Consider the following 21026-nt stretch of genomic DNA (forward strand, 5'->3'; position numbering starts at 1 on the left):
AGGAGATGCTTACTCAAGCATCTCCCTATACTTCTTGTCTATAGCCTTACGATCGGCTTCCGTCGGATTAAAGTGCTCAGAACTTGCCAATTGATCGATCAACTTCTCATCCTCTACCGAGGTCTTCTGCGGGATGAAGACATTCACATTGACCATCAGGTCGCCACGTCCGTAGCCCTGTACTGAGGGAAGTCCCTTGCCACGCATACGGAGCACCTTGCCAGGCTGCGTACCAGGCTCTATCTTGAGTCGTGCGCTACCATCGATCGTCGGTACCGTCACCTGTCCACCACGTATCGCCGTATGAATGGGGATAAGCAGATTGTAAATCAGGTCATTGCCGTTGCGTATGAAATCCTTGTGCTGCTCCTCCTGGATCACAACAAGCAGGTCTCCAGGGATGCCATCCTGGGGGGCTGCATTACCCTTGCCCTGTAGCGTCAGCTGCATACCACCCACAACTCCTGCAGGGATGTGGAAGGAGATAACCTCCTCACCTTGTGTCACACCCTTGCCGTGGCACTTAGCGCAAGGCTTCGTGACCACCTCACCAGAGCCTCCACAGGTAGGACAGACTGACTGCGTACGCATCTGACCGAAGATTGAGTTGCGCACGTCATAAACGACACCAGCGCCTCCACAGGTCGAGCAGCTTCGCTTGCCATCGCTCTCTGTGGTACCCTGACCATGACAGCTATCACACTGGATCAACTTCTTGACACGTAGCTTCTTGTCTACTCCACTATTGATATCCTCTAGCGTGAGACGCACCGTAACGCGCAGGTCACTACCCATAGGACGATGCACTCTACCTGAGCTAGCGTCTCTACCGCCGCCGAAGTAATCGCCAAAGCCTCCACCGAAGATATCGCCAAAACGGGAGAAGATATCATCCACCGTAAAGCCGCCACCACCGCCAAAGCCTCCGAAGCCACTAGCTCCGTCTACGCCACTATGCCCAAACTGGTCATAGCGACTCCGCTTGTCAGGATCGCTCAGCACATCGTAAGCCTCCGCAACCTCCTTAAAGTGCTCCTCCGCCTCCTTGTCGCCAGGGTTGCGGTCCGGGTGATACTTTAAGGCTTGCTTGCGGTAAGCCTTCTTTATCTCATCTGCCGAAGCGTCTCGTGAGACGCCCAGCAGCTCATAGTAGTCTTTCTTCGTTGCCATATATCTATCTTGTGCAGATCAAAGCTCCATGCCTCTTAGTTGCCGACGACCACATGCGCATGGCGTAGCACCTTGTCGTGAAGCATATAGCCCGTACGAACACAGTCGATCACCTGCCCCTTCTGCTCTGGAGTAGGTGCTGGAATCATCGCCACAGCCTCATGTAGATTATCGTCAAAGGGTGTACCAGTCGCCTCAATCCTCACGACCCCCTGCTTCTCTAGATAGCCGATTAGCTTATTATATATAAGGAGTAGACCCTCTACAATAGGATCCTCCTCGCTCTTGCTCTCACGAGCATGCTTGACCGCGAGCTCAAAGTCGTCCACGATCGGGAGCAGCTCCTTGAGGACACGCTCGCCCCCGTTCTTGATTAGATCGCTCTTCTCCTGTAGCGTACGCTTACGATAGTTATCGTACTCAGCCAGTATGCGTAGGTGCTGATCATTGAGCTTGTTCAGAGACTCCTGTAGCTCAGCCAGTCGCTGCTCCTCACACTGAGACGCTGCCGTATCCGTCTCAGACTCATCAGTCGTCTCACAGCTCTGCTGTGGTTCATCCTGCTTGTTATCAGTCTCCTGAGAGGCATCTATATGTTGTGGCTCTGTAGGCTTGCCACCTTTCTTATTGTCCTTTTTCATAGTAGCTCTATATTTCTATCACGAGACCATACAATAACCCTGCCAAAGAGGCGCAACAGCGACACCGTCCGACCGAACTCAGCCATTCTGTCACCAAGTCACATCGACATATCTCGTAATGCAGGACAAATGTACAACTAAATTCCTTGCCGTCTCCCCTATCCTGACAACGCTCCTACGGATGACAAAAGTTTCTCAAGAAGAAAGACGGACTTCCCTAGCGATCTTCGCCAGCTATACAGGGAGAGTTTATCGGCAGGGCTGACGCATGATAAAAACGAGCTCGTTTCATTTCCTACCTAGGAATTGCCCAAATTCCCCCGTAGATATTTCTGATTTGCTACCTGGAAATGGGCAAATTCTTCGGACTTATTTTTTGATTCCTCCGAAGTTTCATTTGATTCCTCCGAAGTATTTTTTATTTCCTAGGTAGGAATTGGGCCAATTTCTAGGTAGCTATTGGGCAAATTCCTAGGTAGGAATTCAATTCTTCGGGAGAAATTGCATTAGCGGGTGGAATGTACGGCCTGAGTTTATCAGGTCATCTATTGCTCATTCCGATTATAGTTGCTAACTTTGCACCTCGTAAGCGGGAGCCTAATAGAGGGCTCGCCCCTTTAGGAGAGATGCCAGAGTGACCGAATGGGCCGGACTCGAAATCCGGAAAGCGGCTTGTCCGCTTCGGGGGTTTGAATCCCTCTCTCTCCGCTAAAGCTACGTCAGTAGCAACCGGACTGAGTATCGCAATTCTAACGAGTTGCGATACTTTCTTTATATACCCCTTCAGATATGAGTGAGGGGGCTCAACCGCATCTGATTGAGTCCCCTCATTGTGTCGTTGTTAGACTGCGCTCGAGCAGTGGAGCTCCCTAGAGAGCCTGTACTATGAGGTAAGTCATATAGGCGCCGTAGACAACGAGTAGTGCCACGCCCTCCTTGCGACTGATCATGGCTCGTCCCATGACATTGCTGAAGATGAAGAGGAGGAAGACAGCCACCAGCATCATCATATAGTCCATCAGCTGTATGCCTGCGGGAACTAGGGGCGTGATCGTAGCTGAGGCGCCGAGGATGAAGAGAATGTTGAAAATGCTACTCCCCACGACATTGCCGATGGCTAAGTCGGGCTGACGCTTGACAGCGGCCACGACCGATGTCGCCAGCTCTGGTAGCGAGGTGCCGATAGCTACGATGGTGAGTCCGATGATTGCTTCGCTCACACCCCACGAACGTGCTATACTGGAGGCATTGTCGACGAATAGACGCCCGCCGAAGATTAGCAGAGCGAGTCCCCCGATAACCTTAACGATCGACAGAAGCATTGAGGGCTTGGCGCTTTTGGTCTCTGGGAGTGATTGGTCAGGCTCGGGCGCCTTTTCCTTAGCCGCAGACATGAAGGCTAGATAAAGATAGAAGATGAGGAAGCAGAGGAGCACGATGCCGTCGCCACGATCGATGATATTGCCCGAGAAGCCGCCCGTGAGGAGATGATCACTCGCCATGACGAGACAGATAGCCGTGACCAGCATCGCTATCGGTATGTCTCGCTTCATAGCATCGTGTGTCACACGGATCGGGTAGATCACAGCGCTGACACCTAGGATGAGGAGAATATTGGAGATGTTACTCCCCACCACATTAGCGATAGCGATGTCAGGCTTATTGGCCAGAGCGGAGGTGAGGCTTACGACTAGCTCAGGGGCTGAGGTACCAAAGCCTACGATCGTGAGGCCGATCACCAGTTGCGACACACCAAGACGCTCAGCGATCGTCACAGAGCCATTGGTGAGGAAGTTTGCCCCAACTGTAATCATGACCAAGCCCAGAATGAGCAGTAGGAAGTAGAGTAATATTGACATGACGCTTAAGATATAAGGTATAGCATACGTTACCAGCCACCAGTGGCTCCACCGCCACCGCCTGAACCACCGCCGAAGCCTCCGCCTCCGAAACCGCCTCCAAAGCTACCGCCTCCTCGTCCGAATGATCCTCCGAGGATAGAGCCTATGATAGCGCCCGTGACAAAGCCCGAGCCATCATCACGGTAGACTGCGTCATCCTTGTGGTGATCTTGATCGCAGTAGAGGCAGTGATACTCCTCACGGTTGATGTAGGCGATGCGCCGATCAGCAGAGCGCAAACGCTGCGTACCGACTCGCTGCATAGCGTAGGTTCCGCAGTGCGGGCAACGCTTGTAGGGTGAGCTTCCGACCACTTCGCCATAGCGTTCTACAGCACCGCAGTTGTCGCATTGCTTGACCAGATAGTGCACACTACCGAGTCTCTCTTCCAGTTGCTGTGAGGGTGTGAGGAGCGATAGCTTAGCAGTGTCTGAGAGTCGCTGCAACTTGTTTTGATGGCATGTGGCACAGCGGAGCGCCTCCTGAGAGAGGCGATAGCGCAGGATAGCGTAGAGAGCGAGGAGTACGACGATGGCGCTCGCTATAAAGAGGAAGCTTCCGCCGATCATAGCGATCAAAGCTATGAATACGAAGCTAACGATCTGCCTATTGAGTCGCTTGACCCTTTGCTCAGGAGCCGTCTGCTTGTCTCGGTATGAGGCCAGCATGACGACACAGAGGATCAGCACCAAGAGGACCACCAATCCATTGAACACGCCATCCGCCACTTGATCTTCCTCGGCTCCATCGGTGCGAGTAGCCCCCTCGTAGTTTGCCAAGATGGTCTCTTGTATCGCCTGCACGCCCGAGAGGATACCTGTACTATAGTCACCACGCTTGAAGTGTGGCACCATACGATGAGCGATGATCTGACTGCACAAGGCATCCGGCAGCACGCCCTCTAGTCCGTAGCCCGTCTCTATGCGTATCTGACGACTATCCAGCGAGATGAGCATGACGAAGCCACTATTGTCAACCTTAGAACCGACGCCCCAGCCACGCAGTATCTTTAGGGCGAGCTCCTCGATAGAGCCACCGTTGCCTATAGTCGGGAGGGTGATGACGACACCCTCCACACCATGCGTTTGGCGCAGACTTTGGAGCGTCTCGTTGATACGCTGTAGAGCTTCGGGCTCGATGATGTGCGCTACGTCCGAGACAAACTGCGTGCTGTCCTGTAGCTGTACGTTGGGGATATCCTCCCACGACAAGGCCTTCTGAGCAGGTAGTGCCCAGAAAGATATCAATAGCCCGAGAAAGAGTAAAGTGCGCTTCATGAGGGGACTTAGAGGTTAGAGGTTAGAGGTTAGAGGTTAGAAATTAGAGATTAGAAGGGCTAGGGGCTAGGGAGGTCTCATCTCTAATCTCTAACTTCTAATCTCTAAAGCTCTAACAACTAAAACTTAACTTGAGGAGCTTGCTCAGCACCAGCCTCTGCCTGGAAGTAAGGACGCTGATGAAAGCCAAAGAGACCAGCGAAGATGTTCGTCGGGAAGCGACGTACCTTCGTATTGTACTGCTGCGCCTCATTGTTGAAGTCCATGCGAGCCGTCGTGATACGGTTTTCCGTACCCTCTAGCTGAGCTTGTAGCTGACGGAAGTTTTCGTCTGCCTTGAGTTCAGGATAACGCTCCACCACAACCATCAGTCTATTAAGTGCACTGGTTAGGTCTCCCTGAGCTTGCTGGAACTGATTGAGTTGCTCTTGAGTCATTCCATCACCAGCCTGTACGATCGGCTGAGAAGCCTTAGCACGGGCATTGATCACCCCCTCGAGGGTCTCACGCTCGTGAGAGGCGTAACCCTTGACCGTCTCCACCAGATTGGGGATGAGGTCGGCACGGCGCTGGTATTGGTTTTCCACTTGGCTCCACGAGGTATTGACCTGCTCGTCTAGCACCACCATAGAGTTGTACTGACCCACGCCCCAGAAGACGAGGAGCAGTACGGCAGCCACGACGATGATCGTTATGATGAGACCACGACGTGACTTAGGAGCTGTAGTTTGATTTGTCATAGTATTGAGAGTTTTTTAGTTTGTTAGTTCGTTGTTTTAGAGTAGCTCGATGCGCTCCTCCGAGACCTTGCGTCCACAGTAGTGACAGCATAGTACCTCGTGCTCGGCATCAATTAGGTGAAAGTGAGTACACACTGGCTCATTGTTCGTAATGCACTTAGCATTGGGACACTTGACGAAGCCAATGATCTCCTCGGGGAGGTGTAGCGTCCGCTTCTCCACCACCTCATAGTCCTTAATTATGTTGACATGCACATCAGGGGCAAGGAGCGCTATACGGCTTACCTCCTCATCGGAGAGCATCCGTCCGGAGATCTTGATGATACCCTTCTTGCCTAGGTAGCGACTATCTAAGTTATTGCCTATCGTGATAGGCTCCTCCATATCTTCGAGCTGTAGGAGATGGGCTATCTTAAAGAGCTTTCTGGGAGGAATGTGATCTATCACGGTGCCATTGCAGATGGCTGTGACCATCATCCCCTCCTGCTGCTTGATTAGAGCTTTCTGAGACTTAGCATTCATAGTGTGTAGTGTGTTACTTATCAACTTCTATACCGAGGACCTCGCAGAGTATCGACTGGCGTATGTAGAGCCCGTTTTGAGCTTGGCGAAAGTACTCCGCCTTGGGACTGCTATCCACATCGATAGCTATCTCATTGACACGAGGTAGCGGGTGGAGGATGCGGAGGTTGTCCTTAGTCCCTTGTAGCATCTCCTTATTAAGTATGTAGACATCCTTGACACGCTCATACTCCTCCATATCGGTAAAGCGCTCCCGCTGCACCCTAGTCATATAGAGTATGTCGGCATCGGCAATCACCTCGGGGGTAAAGAGCGAAGTCTCCTCATAGCGCAGATGATGCTCATCGCAATACTGTCTGTACTCCTCGGGAAGCCTCAGCTCGGGCGGTGCGACGAAGGTAAAGCGAGGCGAGAAGAAGCGCATCCCCTCTATGAGCGAGTGGATCGTACGTCCGAAGCGCAGGTCGCCCACCATCACGATGTGCAGATCCTTGAGCGAACCCTGTGTAGAGCGGATCGTGTAAAGGTCGAGGAGCGTCTGCGAAGGGTGCTGATTGGCTCCATCGCCAGCGTTGACGATCGGCACGGGCGAGACCTCCGTAGCATAGAGAGCGGCACCCTCTAGGTAGTGCCGCATGATGATCACGTCGGCATAGTTAGAGACGATCAGGAGGGTGTCTTTCAGCGACTCGCCTTTCGTCGAGCTGCTAGACTTAGGATCGGAGAAGCCGATGACTCGTCCACCCAACCTATTGACCGCCGTCTCAAAGCTCAGTCGGGTACGCGTCGAAGGTTCGAAAAACAGCGTGGCACCCACCATCCCATCCATGAGATGGCGATTAGGATTAGCCTCAAAGAGTGCAGCCCGGTCCAAGATACGCAGTATATCTTGCTCAGCGCACTGCTCGATAGATACGATATGCTTCATCATACGGCACAGTCTATTTTCATTTCATCCGTAAAGGTACAAAAAAGGTTAGACTACGATACACGCCTATCGCACCTCCTCAGTATATATTGAGGAAATCAGAAACATCATTCTCGAGAAATTGCATTAGCGGGTGAAATGTACGGAATACTCTAATCAACGGAGGTGTTGACTAGTTCAAATAAAGTTCGTACCTTTGCCCTCCGAAGTAAAGGACAAGCAGATTGTCCAGAAAATATTCTCATCAAACAAACATAACACACAAAGAACAGTTAGACAAGTATGATAATTGTACCAATCAAAGAGGGCGAGAACATCGAGCGTGCGCTCAAGCGTTATAAGCGTAAGTACAACGACACTGGTATCGTCCGCACACTACGCAAGCGCCAAGCTTTTCAGAAGCCCTCAGACGTCAATCGCCGTATGATGGAGAAGGCTCGCTACGTGCAGTCACTCCGCCAGGAAGAGCTAGACGCTTAAGACCCATCGAGGTCTATCCCACTAATACTACGAGCCTTCTCTATGAGAGAGACGTTTCTATATAATATAGGCTCGTGATATAGGTAGCACCTCTACGATGATGAATAGAATATTTACGTAGGGAGTCCCCAATTGGGGTACTTCCTACGTCTTCTGTACCCAGTACTGCTCATTCGTACATGTTGAGAGGTGCTGGGCTTTATTGTATCATCTCGGCTGGGCTATTGAGACTGTCCAGCGAGGGCACTCTTTATCCATCAGACCCACTCTCGCACTGTCTGATGCTACAATCGCTCTTGACTCATTCAGCTGAGTTTAACAAAATCGAAACATTCAAGAGCTGGTTTTGTTAAGACTTTTAGTTACTTTTGCCGATAGATAGAGCTTAGGACGATACTGCTGACCAGCTCTAAGCTGTCGCTACACTAGAAGATACTAATCACTAACAGTTAATTTATTGTGAACCGCTTATTACTTATCACCACAGCGCTCGCACTCTTACTAGCGAGTAGCTTCTCGTCGCTTGCTCAGGTGCAGGTGACGGGCAAAGTCCTTGAGAAAGGCACGGACGAGCCTATGCCTAGCGTGACCGTCTACACCGATGGTGGTGCCTCTGGTACCTACACTGGAAACGATGGCTCCTTCAAGCTCAGTGTCTCAGCTGGCAGTCAGCTCACACTAAGCTTCGTCGGCTATGAGACGATGCAGCTACGTGTACCAGCCTCTGCACGGGGGCACTACGACTTTGGAAAGGTCTATATGGAGACCAATGCTATCGGACTAGACGAGGTGCGAGTCATCGCTTCGGTCGTGCCAAAGGATCGACTAACGCCAGTGCCAGTCTCCAACGTTACGATGAAAGCTATCCAGACGCAAGCGCCAAACATTGAGTTCCCCGAGCTACTCAAAGCGACTCCTTCAGTCTATGTGACCAAGGGTGGCGGTGGCTTTGGCGACTCCCGCATCAACCTGCGAGGCTTTGACTCTAATAATATAGGTGTCCTGATCAACGGTGTACCTATCAATGATATGGAGTCGGGCAAGGTCTACTGGTCCAACTGGGCTGGTCTCAACGACGTCAGCAGCTTCATCCAGGTGCAGCGTGGTCTAGGTGCCTCTAAGCTAGGACTCTCCTCCGTCGGTGGTACCATCAATATGGTGACCAAGAGCACCGATGCCAAGAAGGGCGGTAGCATCTACACGGGTGTAGGTAATGATGGCTTCCTCAAGACCTCCTTCAATGTCTCTACGGGCCTCATGGACAACGGCTGGGCGATCTCTCTCGCAGGCTCTCGTAGCCAAGGCGATGGATACGTAGATGGGACTAACTTCGTCGGCTGGAGCTACTTCGTCAACGTTTCCAAGCGTATCAACGACCACCACCGTCTATCCTTCACCGCCTTTGGAGCGCCTCAGTGGCACAATCAGCGCGGACAGATGTACCTCATCGAGGACTATCACAACGCGGCTGAGGGCCGTCGCCTCAACCGTGGTTACGGATATATCAATGGACGTGTAGAGGGCGGCGCTTACGCACGCAACTTCTACCACAAGCCTCAGATCTCGCTGAACCACTACTGGGATATCAATAAGGAGAGCAGCATCTACACCTCTATCTATGCCTCTATCTCCAATGGTGGTGGCCGTCGCATCCGTGGTGCTAAGACGGACTGGCTCACACTCGACTACAACACAGGTCGTCCGAAAGACCCCGCAGCCTTTATGGGCACTCCAGATGGCCTGCTAGACTACGCTCGAGTTATGGAGGCTAACAGAGCTTCCAACAATGGCTCTCAGCTCATCTTCAGTAATGCGATGAACTCGCACAACTGGTACGGCCTACTCTCCTACTACACCAATAAGTTTAGCGACCTCTTCAAGCTAACCGCTGGCTTTGATGGACGCTTCTATCAGGGCATCCACCGTGAGGTGATCGAGGATCTACTCGGTGGTGACTACTACATAGAGCCACAGAACTCATCAACCAAGCTCATGTACCACAAGCCCTACCAGCCACTTCAGGTGGGCGACTATATCCAGTACGACAACATCGGCGAGGTACTCTGGAACGGACTCTTCGCACAGGGTGAGTTCACGGGCGAGAACTTCAACGCCTTCATCTCTGGTGCTGTGTCGCACAAGGGCTATCGCTACGTCAACCTTGGTGGTACGGGCGAGAAGTACGACGCACTGACCCCTCCCGACAAGATCGTCTCTCCGTGGGCTACTTACCTGCCTTGGAGCGTCAAGGCTGGTGCCAGCTACAAGTTCCTCGAGCACAGCAACGTCTTCGTCAATGCGGGTTACTTCACCATTGCGCCATACTTCCGCAATGTCTTCTTCCGCTACAACACGACCATCAATACGGGAGCTAAGTATGAGCGCGTCTTCACCGGCGAGGTCGGCTACGGATTCAAGATGCGCAACCTCCGCATCGACCTCAACGGCTACTATACCAAGTGGCTGGACAAGAGCCTCACACGTAGCATGGGCAACAACACAACGGCCAATATCTCTGGTCTAGATGCTCGCCACGCAGGCGTCGAGCTCGAGGCTACCTACACGCCGATCAAGCCGCTTGACATTCGCTTCATGTTCTCTTGGGGCGACTGGATCTGGGCTGACGATGTCAAGGCCGATGTCTTCGACGATGCGCAGCAGTATGTCGGCACGATCAATGCTTTTGTCAAGGGCGTACACGTGGGCAACTCAGCTCAGATGACCTCTGCCCTCGGTATCTCGTGGGAGGCACTCAAGGACTTCCGCCTCAAGGCTGACCTCAACTACGCTGGCAAGAACTACGCAGACTTTGACCCGACGAACCGCACCAAGGAGACCGACAAGGTGGACGCTTGGCGCCTACCCGACTACGTCACGCTCGATCTCGGAGCTAACTACCGCTTTAACATCGGCTCTTGCGACGCTACCGTCTACGTCAACGTCAACAACGTGACCAACACCGAGTACATCTCCGACGCTCGCGATGGTAAGAACCACGACATGAAGTCAGCGCTCGTTTACTACGGCTTTGGCACGAACTGGGCGACTGGTCTACGCATTAACTTCTAACTCTCAGACACGCAAATAATATGAAACAGATCACACAGCTCCTCGCAGTCGCAGCGCTCCTACTGCTCACCGCCTGCAATCCCATGGAGCCAATATATAAGCAGCTTGACTCGGTCGATCATCCGATCCAGAAGAGCGTCGCCTACGCTCTCACCGATGCCGACTACAAGACGATCGCCGCAGCCTTTACCAAGCAGGAGGAGGCAGGCTATACCGGCTCCAGCAAGGAGGAGTTTATGAAGCAGGTCAAGCACGAGGCGAACTATGTCAAGACGAACCGCACGCTCACCGCGTGGGTCTCTCCCGAGAAGTATGTCCCAGCCCTCATGGCTAAGATGTACCCCGAATGGGGCAAGGGCTCTGCCGTGACCGTCTCTTATGCCATGCAGCAGCATCCCGCAGAGGATGCCGCTCTGGACAAGCTCATCTCTGTCAAGGTTTCAGCCGACGATGCTACCAAAGCTGGGCTCACGGCAAAAGACCCTAACAAGTTCTCTAAAGATGAGATCGCTAAGCTGGGCAAGTACCTAGCAACGACCTACGCTGAGAAGGGTACCAGCTATCTAGCAAAGGTGTCTCTCGCTGAGGGACAGCGCAACATGCTCTTCATCGGAGAGCGTCTCGCCGATAGCCGCACCTACAAGGTCATCTCACCCGCAGAGTACCAAGCCATGGGCAGTAAGTACGGCAACTTCAGCAGCTCGATGCTACCCGAGCGGTACATTCCACAGCTACTGCAGCAGAGCATGCCGTACGCTCAGCCAGGTAACCAGCTTATCGTGGTTTACGAGTGGTTTGACAACAAGGTTACCACGCCTGAGTACCAGAGCTTCAAGCTAGAGGGCAATCAGTGGCGTGTGGCTCAGACCGCAAGCCAGTTTGTCAACCTCGGCAAGCAGTGGATCTTCGACCCGACCATCCGCTTCACGCTGACGGCCGACGACTTTATGACACTGCACGCGTGGGTCAAGGCCAATAAGCCCGACTACATCAGCGAGAAGTATCCCGATAATGAGGAGTGGTGGTTCTGCGGTAGTGCTTACTACAAGAACTTCAACATCGATGCTAACAAGAGCGTCGGTCCTCGTCCCGATGAGGAGGGCAAGTCTACCGAGGAGCTATTCAAGCTACGCCTAGAGCGCATCAAGGAGGGTCTCAAGCTCATCCTCAAGGCGCGCTATTCGGACAAGCCCGCACAGACCAACGGCATCGACCAGATGTACGTCATCACTACAGGTCTGCGACAAAACTACACCAATAGCACCGTGACCTTCACCTACAAGGGCCTCGGCGGTGGCAACTTCGAGTACGTCTCCGGTCCAGACGCGATCTAACGTAGCGCACTAACTTAAGAAGCTTAGGGGCAGTCGGCTTATCGGTCGGTTGCCCCTATTTCTTTGCCTCACCGCACTCCGCATCATTTGTATCGCACTGTCCTGGTATCACTTACGAGTTCCAAAAAAGGTTCCCCTCTTGGAACTTTTTAGTTCCAAGGCTGGAACTTTTCAGTTCCAAGGGAGGAACTTTTCAGTTCCAAGGGAGGAACTTTTCGGTTCCAACGGTGGAAAGCAAGGTAGAGCTACAAGAGTTTGGATTTTTCATTACCTTTGAAGCGTAAAACCATTATGCTAACGACTTATCTTAACCTAATCATATGAACACACCATTACTAAATGCTCAGGGCAAGCTGATGCTAGCGACCATACAGGGCTACGACCGCCCTGGCGTGACCGCCTCGCTCATGAGCATCCTCGCAGAGCATGGCGCATATATCCTAGACATTGGTCAGTCAGACATACATAGTCACCTAAACCTGGGCATACTCTTCCAGATGAATGAAAATGACTCAGGATCTGTACTGAAAGATCTACTCTTCAAGGGGTATGAACTTGATGTGCAGATACGCTTTACCCCTATCTCTACAAACGAATATGGCGAATGGGTTAATGCTCAGGGCAAGAACCGCTACATCATCACTGTCGTAGCGCGCAAGATGACCGCTGGCATGCTCTCGGCTGTAGCTGGAGCGGCTGCCGAGCAGGGACTTAACATTGATAACATCCGCCGCCTCACGGGTCGTATCCCGCTAGACCAAACGCAGCAGGCTCCGATGGCGAGCATTGAGTTCTCCATGCGTGGCAATATCAAAGATGTCCACACCTTCCAGCTAGATCTCCTACAGATGAGTGGTGAGCTTGACATGGACATCTCCTTCCAACGGGAGAGTATGTTTCGCCGTATGCGTCGCCTGATCTGCTTCGATATGGACTCGACGCTGATCCAGACCGAGGTGATCGACGAGCTGGCTATGAGAGCTGGCGTAGGCGACCAGGTCAAGGCAATCACCGAGCGAGCTATGCGAGGTGAGATAGACTTCATCGAGAGCTTTACGGAGCGTGTCGCTCTACTCAAGGGGCTGGACGTCTCTGTCATGGAGGACATAGCGCACAACCTTCCCATCACTGAGGGGTGTGAGCGACTTATGCGCACGCTCAAGGTGATGGGCTACAAGACCGCTATTCTCTCGGGAGGATTCACCTACTTCGGCCATTATTTGCAGAAGAAGTTTGACATAGATTATGTCTATGCCAACGAGCTAGAGGTGGCCGATGGCAAGCTCACGGGCCGCTACGTCGGTGACGTGGTCGATGGGCGTCGCAAGGCTGACCTGCTTCGTCTGATCGCTCAGGTAGAGCGTGTGGACCTCATGCAGACGGTAGCTGTAGGCGATGGCGCCAACGACCTGCCGATGCTTTCGCTAGCAGGACTAGGTATCGCCTTTCACGCTAAGCCCAAAGTCAAGGCAAGTGCCGAGCAGCGCATTTCGTCTGTCGGGCTCGATGGCATCCTTTACTTCCTAGGCTACAAGGACTCGCTCTTTGATGAGCAGATGATAGAGTGCATGAAGGATGGCACCTGCTCGACTCTCTTCCCAAAACACTAATCGTCTAACCACTTACTCCCTCATAATACATGATACGTCATTGCGTCATCTTCACGCTACAACTACCAGGCTCCGCTGAGGAGCAGCAGGCTCATCTGAAGAAGATCGAGCAACTCCTCGAAGACCTCCCCGAGCAGATCCTCGAGCTGGAGTCGATGGAGGTTTTCTTCAACTGCAACCCCAACGAGGAGTCTACCTTCATGCTTCAAGCTGATGTAGAGGACCTAGAGGCTCTCTCGGCTTACGCCACACACCCCGCTCATGTCCAGATAGTAAATGACCTTATCAAGCCGTACAAAGTGGGTCGTACTTGCATTGATTATAAGTTGCACGACCATTATCCTCACTAACGCTATGTGTAGAGAGAACTCTCAGCCTCAAGAGCTAGACACCGTCTACCTCGCTGGGGGGTGCTTCTGGGGTATGCAAGCCTTCTTTGAGGAGGTCGACGGAGTCGTCTCTACCGAGGTGGGCTATGCCAATGGCACGCTCGGACGGCAGCCCTCTTATGAGGAAGTTTGCACAGGCGAAACGGGCTTTGCAGAGACACTGCAGGTAGTTTACAATGCAGGGCGTGTACCGCTAAGCTTTATCCTAGAGCGCTACTTCACCGTCATCAACCCCACCACGCTCAACCGCCAAGGAGCCGACCAAGGCACGCAGTACCGCACCGGTATCTACTACACGAAAGAGGAGCAGCGCCCGATCATTGAGAAGGCGCTCACTTCGATACAGCAGGCTTATGCCGACCCCGTCATGGTCGAGTGCAAGCCTTTGGACAATTACTACCCCGCCGAGCAATACCATCAAGAGTATCTGCGCAAGAACCCTGGGGGCTACTGTCACATCGGCCGTACACAGATAGCGCGTGAGAGCTACGTCCGCTACGTAGACCATGAGGCGCTCCGCAAGCGGCTCACACCGATGCAGTATCACGTGACGCAGGAGGCTGGCACGGAGCCACCCTTTGACAATGAGTACTACGATCTTACCGAGGCGGGTATCTACGTGGACGTTGTCTCTGGCAAGCCGCTCTTCCTCAGCTTGGATAAGTTTGACTCGGGTTGCGGGTGGCCTGCCTTTGCGAAGCCTATTGACGACCAACTGATCAAGGAGTCGACCGACCGCTCACACGGGATGGTGCGTACAGAGGTGCGCAGTAAAGATTCGGACGCTCACCTCGGGCATCTCTTTGAAGATGGACCCGTCGAGCTTGGCGGGCTGCGCTACTGTATCAATAGTGCTGCGCTACGCTTCATTCCCCTGGACAGTCTGGAGGCTGAGGGGTATGGCGACTACCTGCGCTACTTCAAGAAGTAACTGTGACAAGGGTCCTACACCTCAGCACTTATGGGGCTAATAGCGGTGCTGGCGTCGCTGCGTTGCGACTGCTAGAGGCTGAGCGGAGCTACGGCTCAGACGCGGAGCTACTGCTGATGGCTCCTAGCTCGGAGCCTCTAACTGGTGTACACGCCCTTGGCAATGATCGGAGGCTTTACCGAACTTGGCAATGTAAGCTCTGGAGCGAGCGAGCCTTTGTTGCTCTGCTCAACGGCTTCAACCGTGAGCAAACTTTCAAAACCTCTCTAGGCCAACTCGGCATCTCTATGCGTGCCCTGCGCCCTTACCTCGCAAAGGTGGATCTCCTCCATCTGCACTGGACGCAACACGCCTTCCTCTCGCTCCGCACCCTCGAGGAGCTCTGCAAGCTCGGGCTACCCGTCGTCATCACGCTTCATGACTACTGGTGGGCTCAGGGCATCGAGCAGATGGCGACCAAGCCTAGCGAACTATCAGCCCCTCTGCGCCGACTAGACCGACGAGTTCGGCAGCGCAAAGCGGAGCTAATGGCTCGCTACCCTATCCACTGGGTCACCGTCTCTAGTAGCCTTGCCAATGAGGTGTCACGCTCCCCCATCATGCCTCGCCTAGACATCAGCACCATCGGCAATGTCCTCTCCGCTCAGTACTATCAGCAGGCACAGATGCAGGAGACAAAAGCCTCCAACGAGCAAGCACCTTATCAGATTCTCTTCGTAGCGACACGTGTGGATGATCCGATCAAAGGATGGAGCTACCTTACCGAAGCCATGCGACAACTAGCCGAGCTAGCGGGCGAGCAGACAGCGCAAATGCAGCTCACACTCGTCGGTGCCCTATCCGACCGCACACTCCTCAAGCAGATTCCCATCCCCGTACAGCATCTGGGCAGTATCTCCGATGCGGAGCGACTGCGCTCTCTTTATACTGAGAGCTCCGTCCTCATCTCAACTAGCGAGCGCGAGAGCTTTGGCCAGACACTCCTAGAGGCTCTTGCCTGCGGTACGCCCGTCATCGCTAGAGACTCGGGAGGTCCTGCTGATATAGTCATTGAAGGAGTCAATGGCGCCCTCGTGGCGCACGACAAACCGCAAGAGATGGCGACCGCTCTCTGGCAACACTTCACCGAAGCCACAGCTTATCAGCCTGAAGCTTGCCGAGCCTCCGCCCTGCGCTTTGCCCCGAAAGCCATTGCCCAGCAGTACGCCCAGCTTTACGCACAGTTAATAGATGACACCCAGCGAGCAAACCGATGACTACCACGCCCCTACTAACCATCATCACCATCTGCTACAATGCGGAGGCAACCATCGCGCCCACGCTGCGCAGCCTTACCGAGCAGAGTGACCAAAGCTTCGAGTACCTCGTCATAGACGGAGCTTCCCAAGACAAAACGCTCTCGCTCGTCCAGACGCTCTACCCTCGTGCTACCGTCCACTCCGAGCCTGACCATGGGCTCTACGATGCGATGAATAAAGGGTTGCGCCAAGCCCATGGCACCTACATCTGGTATCTCAATGCGGGCGATACGCTCCGCACGCCTGACACGGTCCGCACCGTCTGCGCTGCTCTTGAGACGCACCAGCCTGACCTCCTCTATGGCGATACGATGATTGTAGACAGTGCCTACCAAGACCTCCATCCTCGTCGGTTGCGCCCGCCCCATCAGCTGACGCAGCGCTCCTTTGCCAATGGTATGCTCATCTGCCACCAAGCCTTCATACCACGACGCTCGCTCGCTCCGCTATACGATCTGCGCTACCGCTACTCGGCAGACTACGACTGGTGCATCAAAATCATCAACGCTATCCATAGCCAATACCGCATCGACGACTATCTCGTCAACTACCTTAACGAAGGGGTCACCACACGCAATCATCGCGCCTCGCTCCTCGAGCGGCTCCGCATCATGGCTCGGAAGTACGGTTGGTTCACCGCCCTGACACGACACGTCAGCTTCCTCTTCTGCCGTCAGCGCTAGTTAGCGGCGCTGCTTCTGTTGCTCTTTCTGCTGTGTCTCTCGCTCTTTGAGCTTGCGACGGCGCTCCTCTTCGAGTGCCTTGAGTCGCTTCTGACGCTCTTTCTCCTGCTGGCGTAGTTGCTCCTTGCGGGCTTTCTCCTGAGCACGGCGCTCAGCCTCCACACGCTTGATCTGCTCCTGACGTAGTTGCTCCTGTCGGCGCCGCTCTTCGCGACGAGCCTTGAGCTCCGCATCACGCTGACGCTGACGCTCCTTGAGTTGCTCCTCACGCTCACGCTTCGCCTGACGCTCTTGCGCTTTGCGCTCCCGCTCCATCTGCTTCAGATCCTCGGGAGTCACTTGTCGCGCCTTTTGAATCGTGGTGCGTTGATTCTCTACGGGCTTGGTCTCCTCAGGCTTTTGCAACAAGCTGTCCAGCTGCAGCTCCACAGCCGGCAGAGCAATCTGCGAACGATCTATCTCAAAGGTGATCGGCTTGTCAACGGCGGGCAGTGCGGGCGAAGCAACCGTATCGGTCTTCACGGGCTTCTCAGCCTGCGAGCCTGTGAGGAGGAGCCAGCGGTCAAGGAGATAGTGCGCTGCGGGGTAAAGCTCGACCAAGCTATCAGCCACGAAGGTCATATAGTCGCCGATGCTCTTGACGCCCGTGGCGACCTGGCGGTAGTTATCCTCCGTCATGACGAGGAGCAGCGCCGAACTGTCCAAAGCGGAGAGATAGCCCTCAGGACTATAAGCCCGAGTCACGTACTGCCATGCGACAGTGGCCGTGGGGAAGTCGCTGATGGTCATGAGGGTCTCATGCTCCGATGGGGCAAAGGCTACGGGGAGGATGTAGTCGGTGAACTGAGCGTAGTTGAAGCTCTCGACGGCAAAGCGCAGAGAGCGCTCCAGAGCGTCACCTTTTCGAGGTAAGATGAGCAGAGCCTGATACTTATCACTACGCTTTCCGATGGTAAAAGGTTGCTCCGCCAATGTTCCTGCGACACTATCCTGCGAAGCAATGCGCAGATCCCAAGCCATGCCTTGGTACCCGCCCTGAGCGATGCGCGCTCCACGCAGCAGACGCTGGAGCATCTCCTGAGCGAGCACGGAGACCTCCTCTTTAGGATAAGAAGCGGTGAGCGACTCAAGCCCCTTTCTGAAGGACGCTTCGTCACCCTGCAAGACATAGCTGAGCGCATTGACGAAGGCAAACTGCGGCAAGGTCTCTGAGAGCGGATAGGACTCAGCCGTCTCACGGTACAGTCGCTGCACCTCTCGTGATCGACCCGCTAAGTAGGCGTTGAAAGCTTGGTCATAGAGTCGCTCGTCAGCCCCAATGTTGGCCCGTAGCTTGGCTATATAGTTGGGATCTTGTAGGGTGACGGCAAGCGGGTCTTCGGGCAGCTCGGCCAGCAACTTACGTCGCCACGGCTCAGCGAGGTCTGCCCGCTCTAGTCGCTGATAGAGCATGTAGAGGGTGTAGTATATGGAGGCTCTGTCGGTGTACTTGGGATAGCGTCTAAGGAGGTCTTCGTAGCTCTTGACCGACTCCTCAAAGCGCTCCATCTGTTCGTTGAAAGCTTTGCCCATACCGACCAGTGCCGTCTGGATAATCTCATCCGAAGCGGCGATCTGCTCGGGCGTGGTGGGGAGCTTGGAGAGATAATACGCCCGCTGGAGCGGATCTTGATCTGCGGGCAAACTATCGGTAGACGAGGTGAGGCTGTCCGTAGGAGATGCCACCGAAGACAACGAGTCAGCGGGCTGTTCGCCACGCTCCCCCATCTGAGCCGTGGGGTCGCCCGCATCAATAGCGATCTGCTTATTACGTCTCCGCCAGTCGTCCGCCAGTGGACGCTTGCCCCACTTGCGCTCGAAGAGGTCCTTACCCTGAGCCACCAGCGTAGGATTGTAGAAGTAGCTCTTGCCATTGCCACCACCAGCCACTGGGGGAGGCGTGCCGACACCGCCAGGGCGACCTCCGCCAGGCATATTGATGTCGGCTTGCTGGTTGAGCGCTTCATTTTGTCCTTGCTGCTGAGCGAGTAGCTCCTGCTTGCGAGTCTCCTCCTGAGCCTTCTTGTAAGCGGTGATGAGACTGTCCGCATAGGCCAATTGCTCCGCCTCTGGGAGCGCAGCGATACGTCGCAAGCTGTCCTGCTCGTAGACTTGCTGCGCAAAGGAGACCAGCTGGTCTAGGTCGGCCGAGAGCTTGGTCACCGCCTCGTAGCGCGGGTGGCTTTTCTCGATCACACCCGCTGCGCCAGCATACGCCTCCTGAGCCTTGAGGTAGTTGTTTTGCGCTAAGTAAATGTCGCCTAAGTGAAGCTGACAGAGCATATAGTCGAAGCTGCGCTGCGTGCTCTGCGCCACGCCATGCGTGAAGGCGGTGACGGCATGTGTCGTGTCGGGGATCGCTAAGTAGAGACGTCCCTGCGTGAGGTATATCTGGTCGACGAGCTCTTTGTTCTTATCTCTATGCGCCAAGCGCTCCAAACGCTGGATGACTCGCTGTGGATTGCCCTGAGCCTCGATCTCTAGGCGGCGCATCGTGGCGGCAAACTCCAATGGATAAGGCGGTGCCAGACGTATCACACGTCCGAAAGCTCGAGAGGCTTCGCCCCACCGTCCTTCCTTGCTGTAGAGCTGCCCTAGGAGATAGTACAGCCTAGCTCGCTGAGCCTTGATCGGCTTGCGCGCTATCGTCTGCTGCAGGTAAGAGATGGCTGAGAGCGTGTCGCCCTGCTTGAGAGCTAGCTCCGTCTCCGCTAGCGGATAGGTCTTGCTACGACTTTTGTAGATGCCATCTTCGGGGAGGTTGCTCAGTATCTCGTTCGCTTCGTCTACCCAGCCCAGAGCAAGGTAGCAGCGAGCCTGCCAGATGCGCGCTTCGTCCCGCACCTTATCCTCCGTGCTGTAGAGCCGCGTCATATAGGAGAAGGTCGCCAGCGCCTCCATGAAGTGCCCGCCGTAAAACTGCGACTCCCCCACCATCATCCAGGCATTGTGCAGGAAGGGGTTGTACTCCATCTTATTGTAGAAAGCCTTCTTCTTCGGATTGCGCAGCAGATCCTCTCGCGACACCTTTGGCTTCGTACGAATTGAGTGCTCACGGATCGCCTTTTGTCCCTTCTCGATCGCTTTGCCTAGCGAACCGCCCACAGCTGTCTCTTCCGACGACTCCTGTCCCGCTGTACGTGTGATAGGATCGGGTACTAGCAGTTCGGTGTAGCTCTCCGAAAGGTCGTGGTAGAGCGCTTTGTAACCCTCGTTGAAAGCTAACTGACCGTTGTAATAGACGTTGTAGCGTGTGGTCAGATTGTGGTAAAAGCGCGAAGCACTATCGTTGCGCTTGGTACTACAGCCCACGGCGCTCCCCAAGACGCACAGCAAAGCTACCACTACGCCTAGACAATGCTTAGTGCGCAGTGGTAGCTTATCACGATAAGATGTATCTCTGTCTGCCACGCTTACTATTAAGTTCTAATCCTCAGGGAGAGCCTCTATGCGCCTATCCCCTACTCTCACAAACGTACCAGACCTTATATATATTGTACTGAGCGCTCTACGGCGTGACCAGCTGCAAGATCTCAGGCGGGAGCAGGATACCACGCATCGAGAGGCTCTTGAGCCACCCCTCATGGTCAGTCTCCAGAAGTGTCTCAGCCACCTCGCGGAGCATCGCCAGCTCCGCATCCGTGTAGCTCTCTATAGGACGATGCGCCAGTACGTCCAGCTCTTCGTCATCGTAGTAGACGATTCGGGGGGCGCGTCTTATCACTCTCTCCGCTTCGGAGCAAGAGTCCGTACAGCTGGCACAAGCGGTCGCATCATCAGCACAGCGACTCGTGTCAGACTCGCCAGAGAGAGACTCTCTCAGTTCGCGCTCCACCTCGCCAAGGGCAGAGCCTAGAGCAGTCTCCCCAGTAGTCTGCGAGCCTTGCTCTGTAGCGCCGTCCTTCTTACGAACCTTCTGTCGCTCCGACCAGCGAACGAGCAGATGCACGATCAGTCCTATCGCTATGGATAGAAAAAAGATCTCTAGAGCCTCCATAGCTCAGCTTCAAAAGG

General features: G+C 54.2%; 17 protein-coding genes and 1 tRNA gene. 9 read left to right on the forward strand and 9 right to left on the reverse strand.

Annotated elements, in window-relative coordinates:
• Positions 1 to 9: 9 nt before the first annotated feature.
• Both dnaJ and L215_RS0105840 read right to left on the reverse strand, forming a co-directional pair.
• The gene (gene dnaJ / locus L215_RS0105835; protein WP_027451492.1) at positions 10 to 1170 is read right to left on the reverse strand and encodes a molecular chaperone DnaJ; all 1161 of its coding nucleotides are present in this window, start codon (positions 1168 to 1170) and stop codon (positions 10 to 12) included.
• A 35-nt stretch (positions 1171 to 1205) separates the two neighbouring features.
• Positions 1206 to 1811, reverse strand: a complete 606-nt coding sequence (locus tag L215_RS0105840) for a nucleotide exchange factor GrpE (RefSeq protein ID WP_025882582.1) — start codon at positions 1809 to 1811, stop codon at positions 1206 to 1208.
• Between the two features lie 620 nt (positions 1812 to 2431).
• Here L215_RS0105840 and L215_RS0105845 point away from each other — a divergent pair.
• Positions 2432 to 2519, forward strand: a tRNA-Ser gene (locus L215_RS0105845).
• Between the two features lie 161 nt (positions 2520 to 2680).
• Here L215_RS0105845 and L215_RS0105850 read toward each other — a convergent pair.
• The 5 genes from L215_RS0105850 to pyrB form a co-directional block, all read right to left on the reverse strand.
• Positions 2681 to 3670: a calcium/sodium antiporter gene (locus L215_RS0105850; protein ID WP_025882581.1), complete on the reverse strand. Its 990-nt coding sequence runs from the start codon at positions 3668 to 3670 to the stop codon at positions 2681 to 2683.
• Positions 3671 to 3699: 29 nt separating this feature from the next.
• Positions 3700 to 4989 (reverse strand): TPM domain-containing protein, encoded by a 1290-nt coding sequence (locus L215_RS0105855; protein ID WP_027451493.1) that lies wholly within the window; start codon positions 4987 to 4989, stop codon positions 3700 to 3702.
• Positions 4990 to 5108: 119 nt separating this feature from the next.
• A complete protein-coding gene (locus tag L215_RS0105860) occupies positions 5109 to 5729 on the reverse strand; it encodes a LemA family protein (protein ID WP_025882580.1) in 621 nt (206 codons plus the stop codon).
• A gap of 36 nt (positions 5730 to 5765) precedes the next feature.
• A complete protein-coding gene (gene pyrI / locus L215_RS0105865; RefSeq protein ID WP_025882579.1) occupies positions 5766 to 6251 on the reverse strand; it encodes an aspartate carbamoyltransferase regulatory subunit in 486 nt (161 codons plus the stop codon).
• A 13-nt stretch (positions 6252 to 6264) separates the two neighbouring features.
• Positions 6265 to 7179 (reverse strand): aspartate carbamoyltransferase, encoded by a 915-nt coding sequence (gene pyrB / locus L215_RS0105870; protein WP_025882578.1) that lies wholly within the window; start codon positions 7177 to 7179, stop codon positions 6265 to 6267.
• Positions 7180 to 7461: 282 nt separating this feature from the next.
• Between pyrB and rpsU the strand changes: the two genes are divergently transcribed.
• From rpsU to L215_RS0105910, 8 genes are all read left to right on the forward strand, one after another.
• Positions 7462 to 7659, forward strand: coding sequence for a 30S ribosomal protein S21 (gene rpsU, locus L215_RS0105875; RefSeq protein ID WP_025882577.1), 198 nt, complete (start codon positions 7462 to 7464; stop codon positions 7657 to 7659).
• Between the two features lie 456 nt (positions 7660 to 8115).
• On the forward strand, positions 8116 to 10728 hold the full coding sequence (locus tag L215_RS0105880; protein ID WP_044111823.1) for a TonB-dependent receptor: 2613 nt from the start codon (positions 8116 to 8118) through the stop codon (positions 10726 to 10728).
• A gap of 20 nt (positions 10729 to 10748) precedes the next feature.
• Positions 10749 to 12062, forward strand: a complete 1314-nt coding sequence (locus tag L215_RS0105885; protein ID WP_025882576.1) for a hypothetical protein — start codon at positions 10749 to 10751, stop codon at positions 12060 to 12062.
• 320 nt (positions 12063 to 12382) lie between these two features.
• Complete coding sequence (serB, locus tag L215_RS0105890) at positions 12383 to 13672, forward strand: phosphoserine phosphatase SerB (RefSeq protein WP_025882575.1); 1290 nt, start codon at positions 12383 to 12385, stop codon at positions 13670 to 13672.
• A 29-nt stretch (positions 13673 to 13701) separates the two neighbouring features.
• Positions 13702 to 14022, forward strand: a complete 321-nt coding sequence (locus L215_RS0105895; RefSeq protein WP_025882574.1) for a Dabb family protein — start codon at positions 13702 to 13704, stop codon at positions 14020 to 14022.
• Between the two features lie 4 nt (positions 14023 to 14026).
• A complete protein-coding gene (gene msrB, locus L215_RS0105900) occupies positions 14027 to 14992 on the forward strand; it encodes a peptide-methionine (R)-S-oxide reductase MsrB (RefSeq protein ID WP_027451496.1) in 966 nt (321 codons plus the stop codon).
• Between the two features lie 2 nt (positions 14993 to 14994).
• Entirely contained in the window at positions 14995 to 16248 is a 1254-nt protein-coding gene (locus L215_RS0105905; protein ID WP_025882573.1) for a glycosyltransferase, read from the forward strand.
• A complete protein-coding gene (locus L215_RS0105910; protein WP_025882572.1) occupies positions 16245 to 16973 on the forward strand; it encodes a glycosyltransferase family 2 protein in 729 nt (242 codons plus the stop codon). Before L215_RS0105905 ends, L215_RS0105910 begins: the two co-directional genes overlap by 4 nt.
• Here L215_RS0105910 and porW read toward each other — a convergent pair whose 3' ends face one another.
• Positions 16974 to 20423: a type IX secretion system periplasmic lipoprotein PorW/SprE gene (gene porW / locus L215_RS0105915; RefSeq protein WP_027451497.1), complete on the reverse strand. Its 3450-nt coding sequence runs from the start codon at positions 20421 to 20423 to the stop codon at positions 16974 to 16976.
• Between the two features lie 97 nt (positions 20424 to 20520).
• Positions 20521 to 21009, reverse strand: a complete 489-nt coding sequence (locus tag L215_RS0105920; RefSeq protein ID WP_027451498.1) for a hypothetical protein — start codon at positions 21007 to 21009, stop codon at positions 20521 to 20523.
• Positions 21010 to 21026 lie beyond the last annotated feature (17 nt).

The organism is Porphyromonas uenonis DSM 23387 = JCM 13868 (genome assembly GCF_000482365.1).
Classification (GTDB): Bacteria; Bacteroidota; Bacteroidia; order Bacteroidales; family Porphyromonadaceae; genus Porphyromonas; species Porphyromonas uenonis.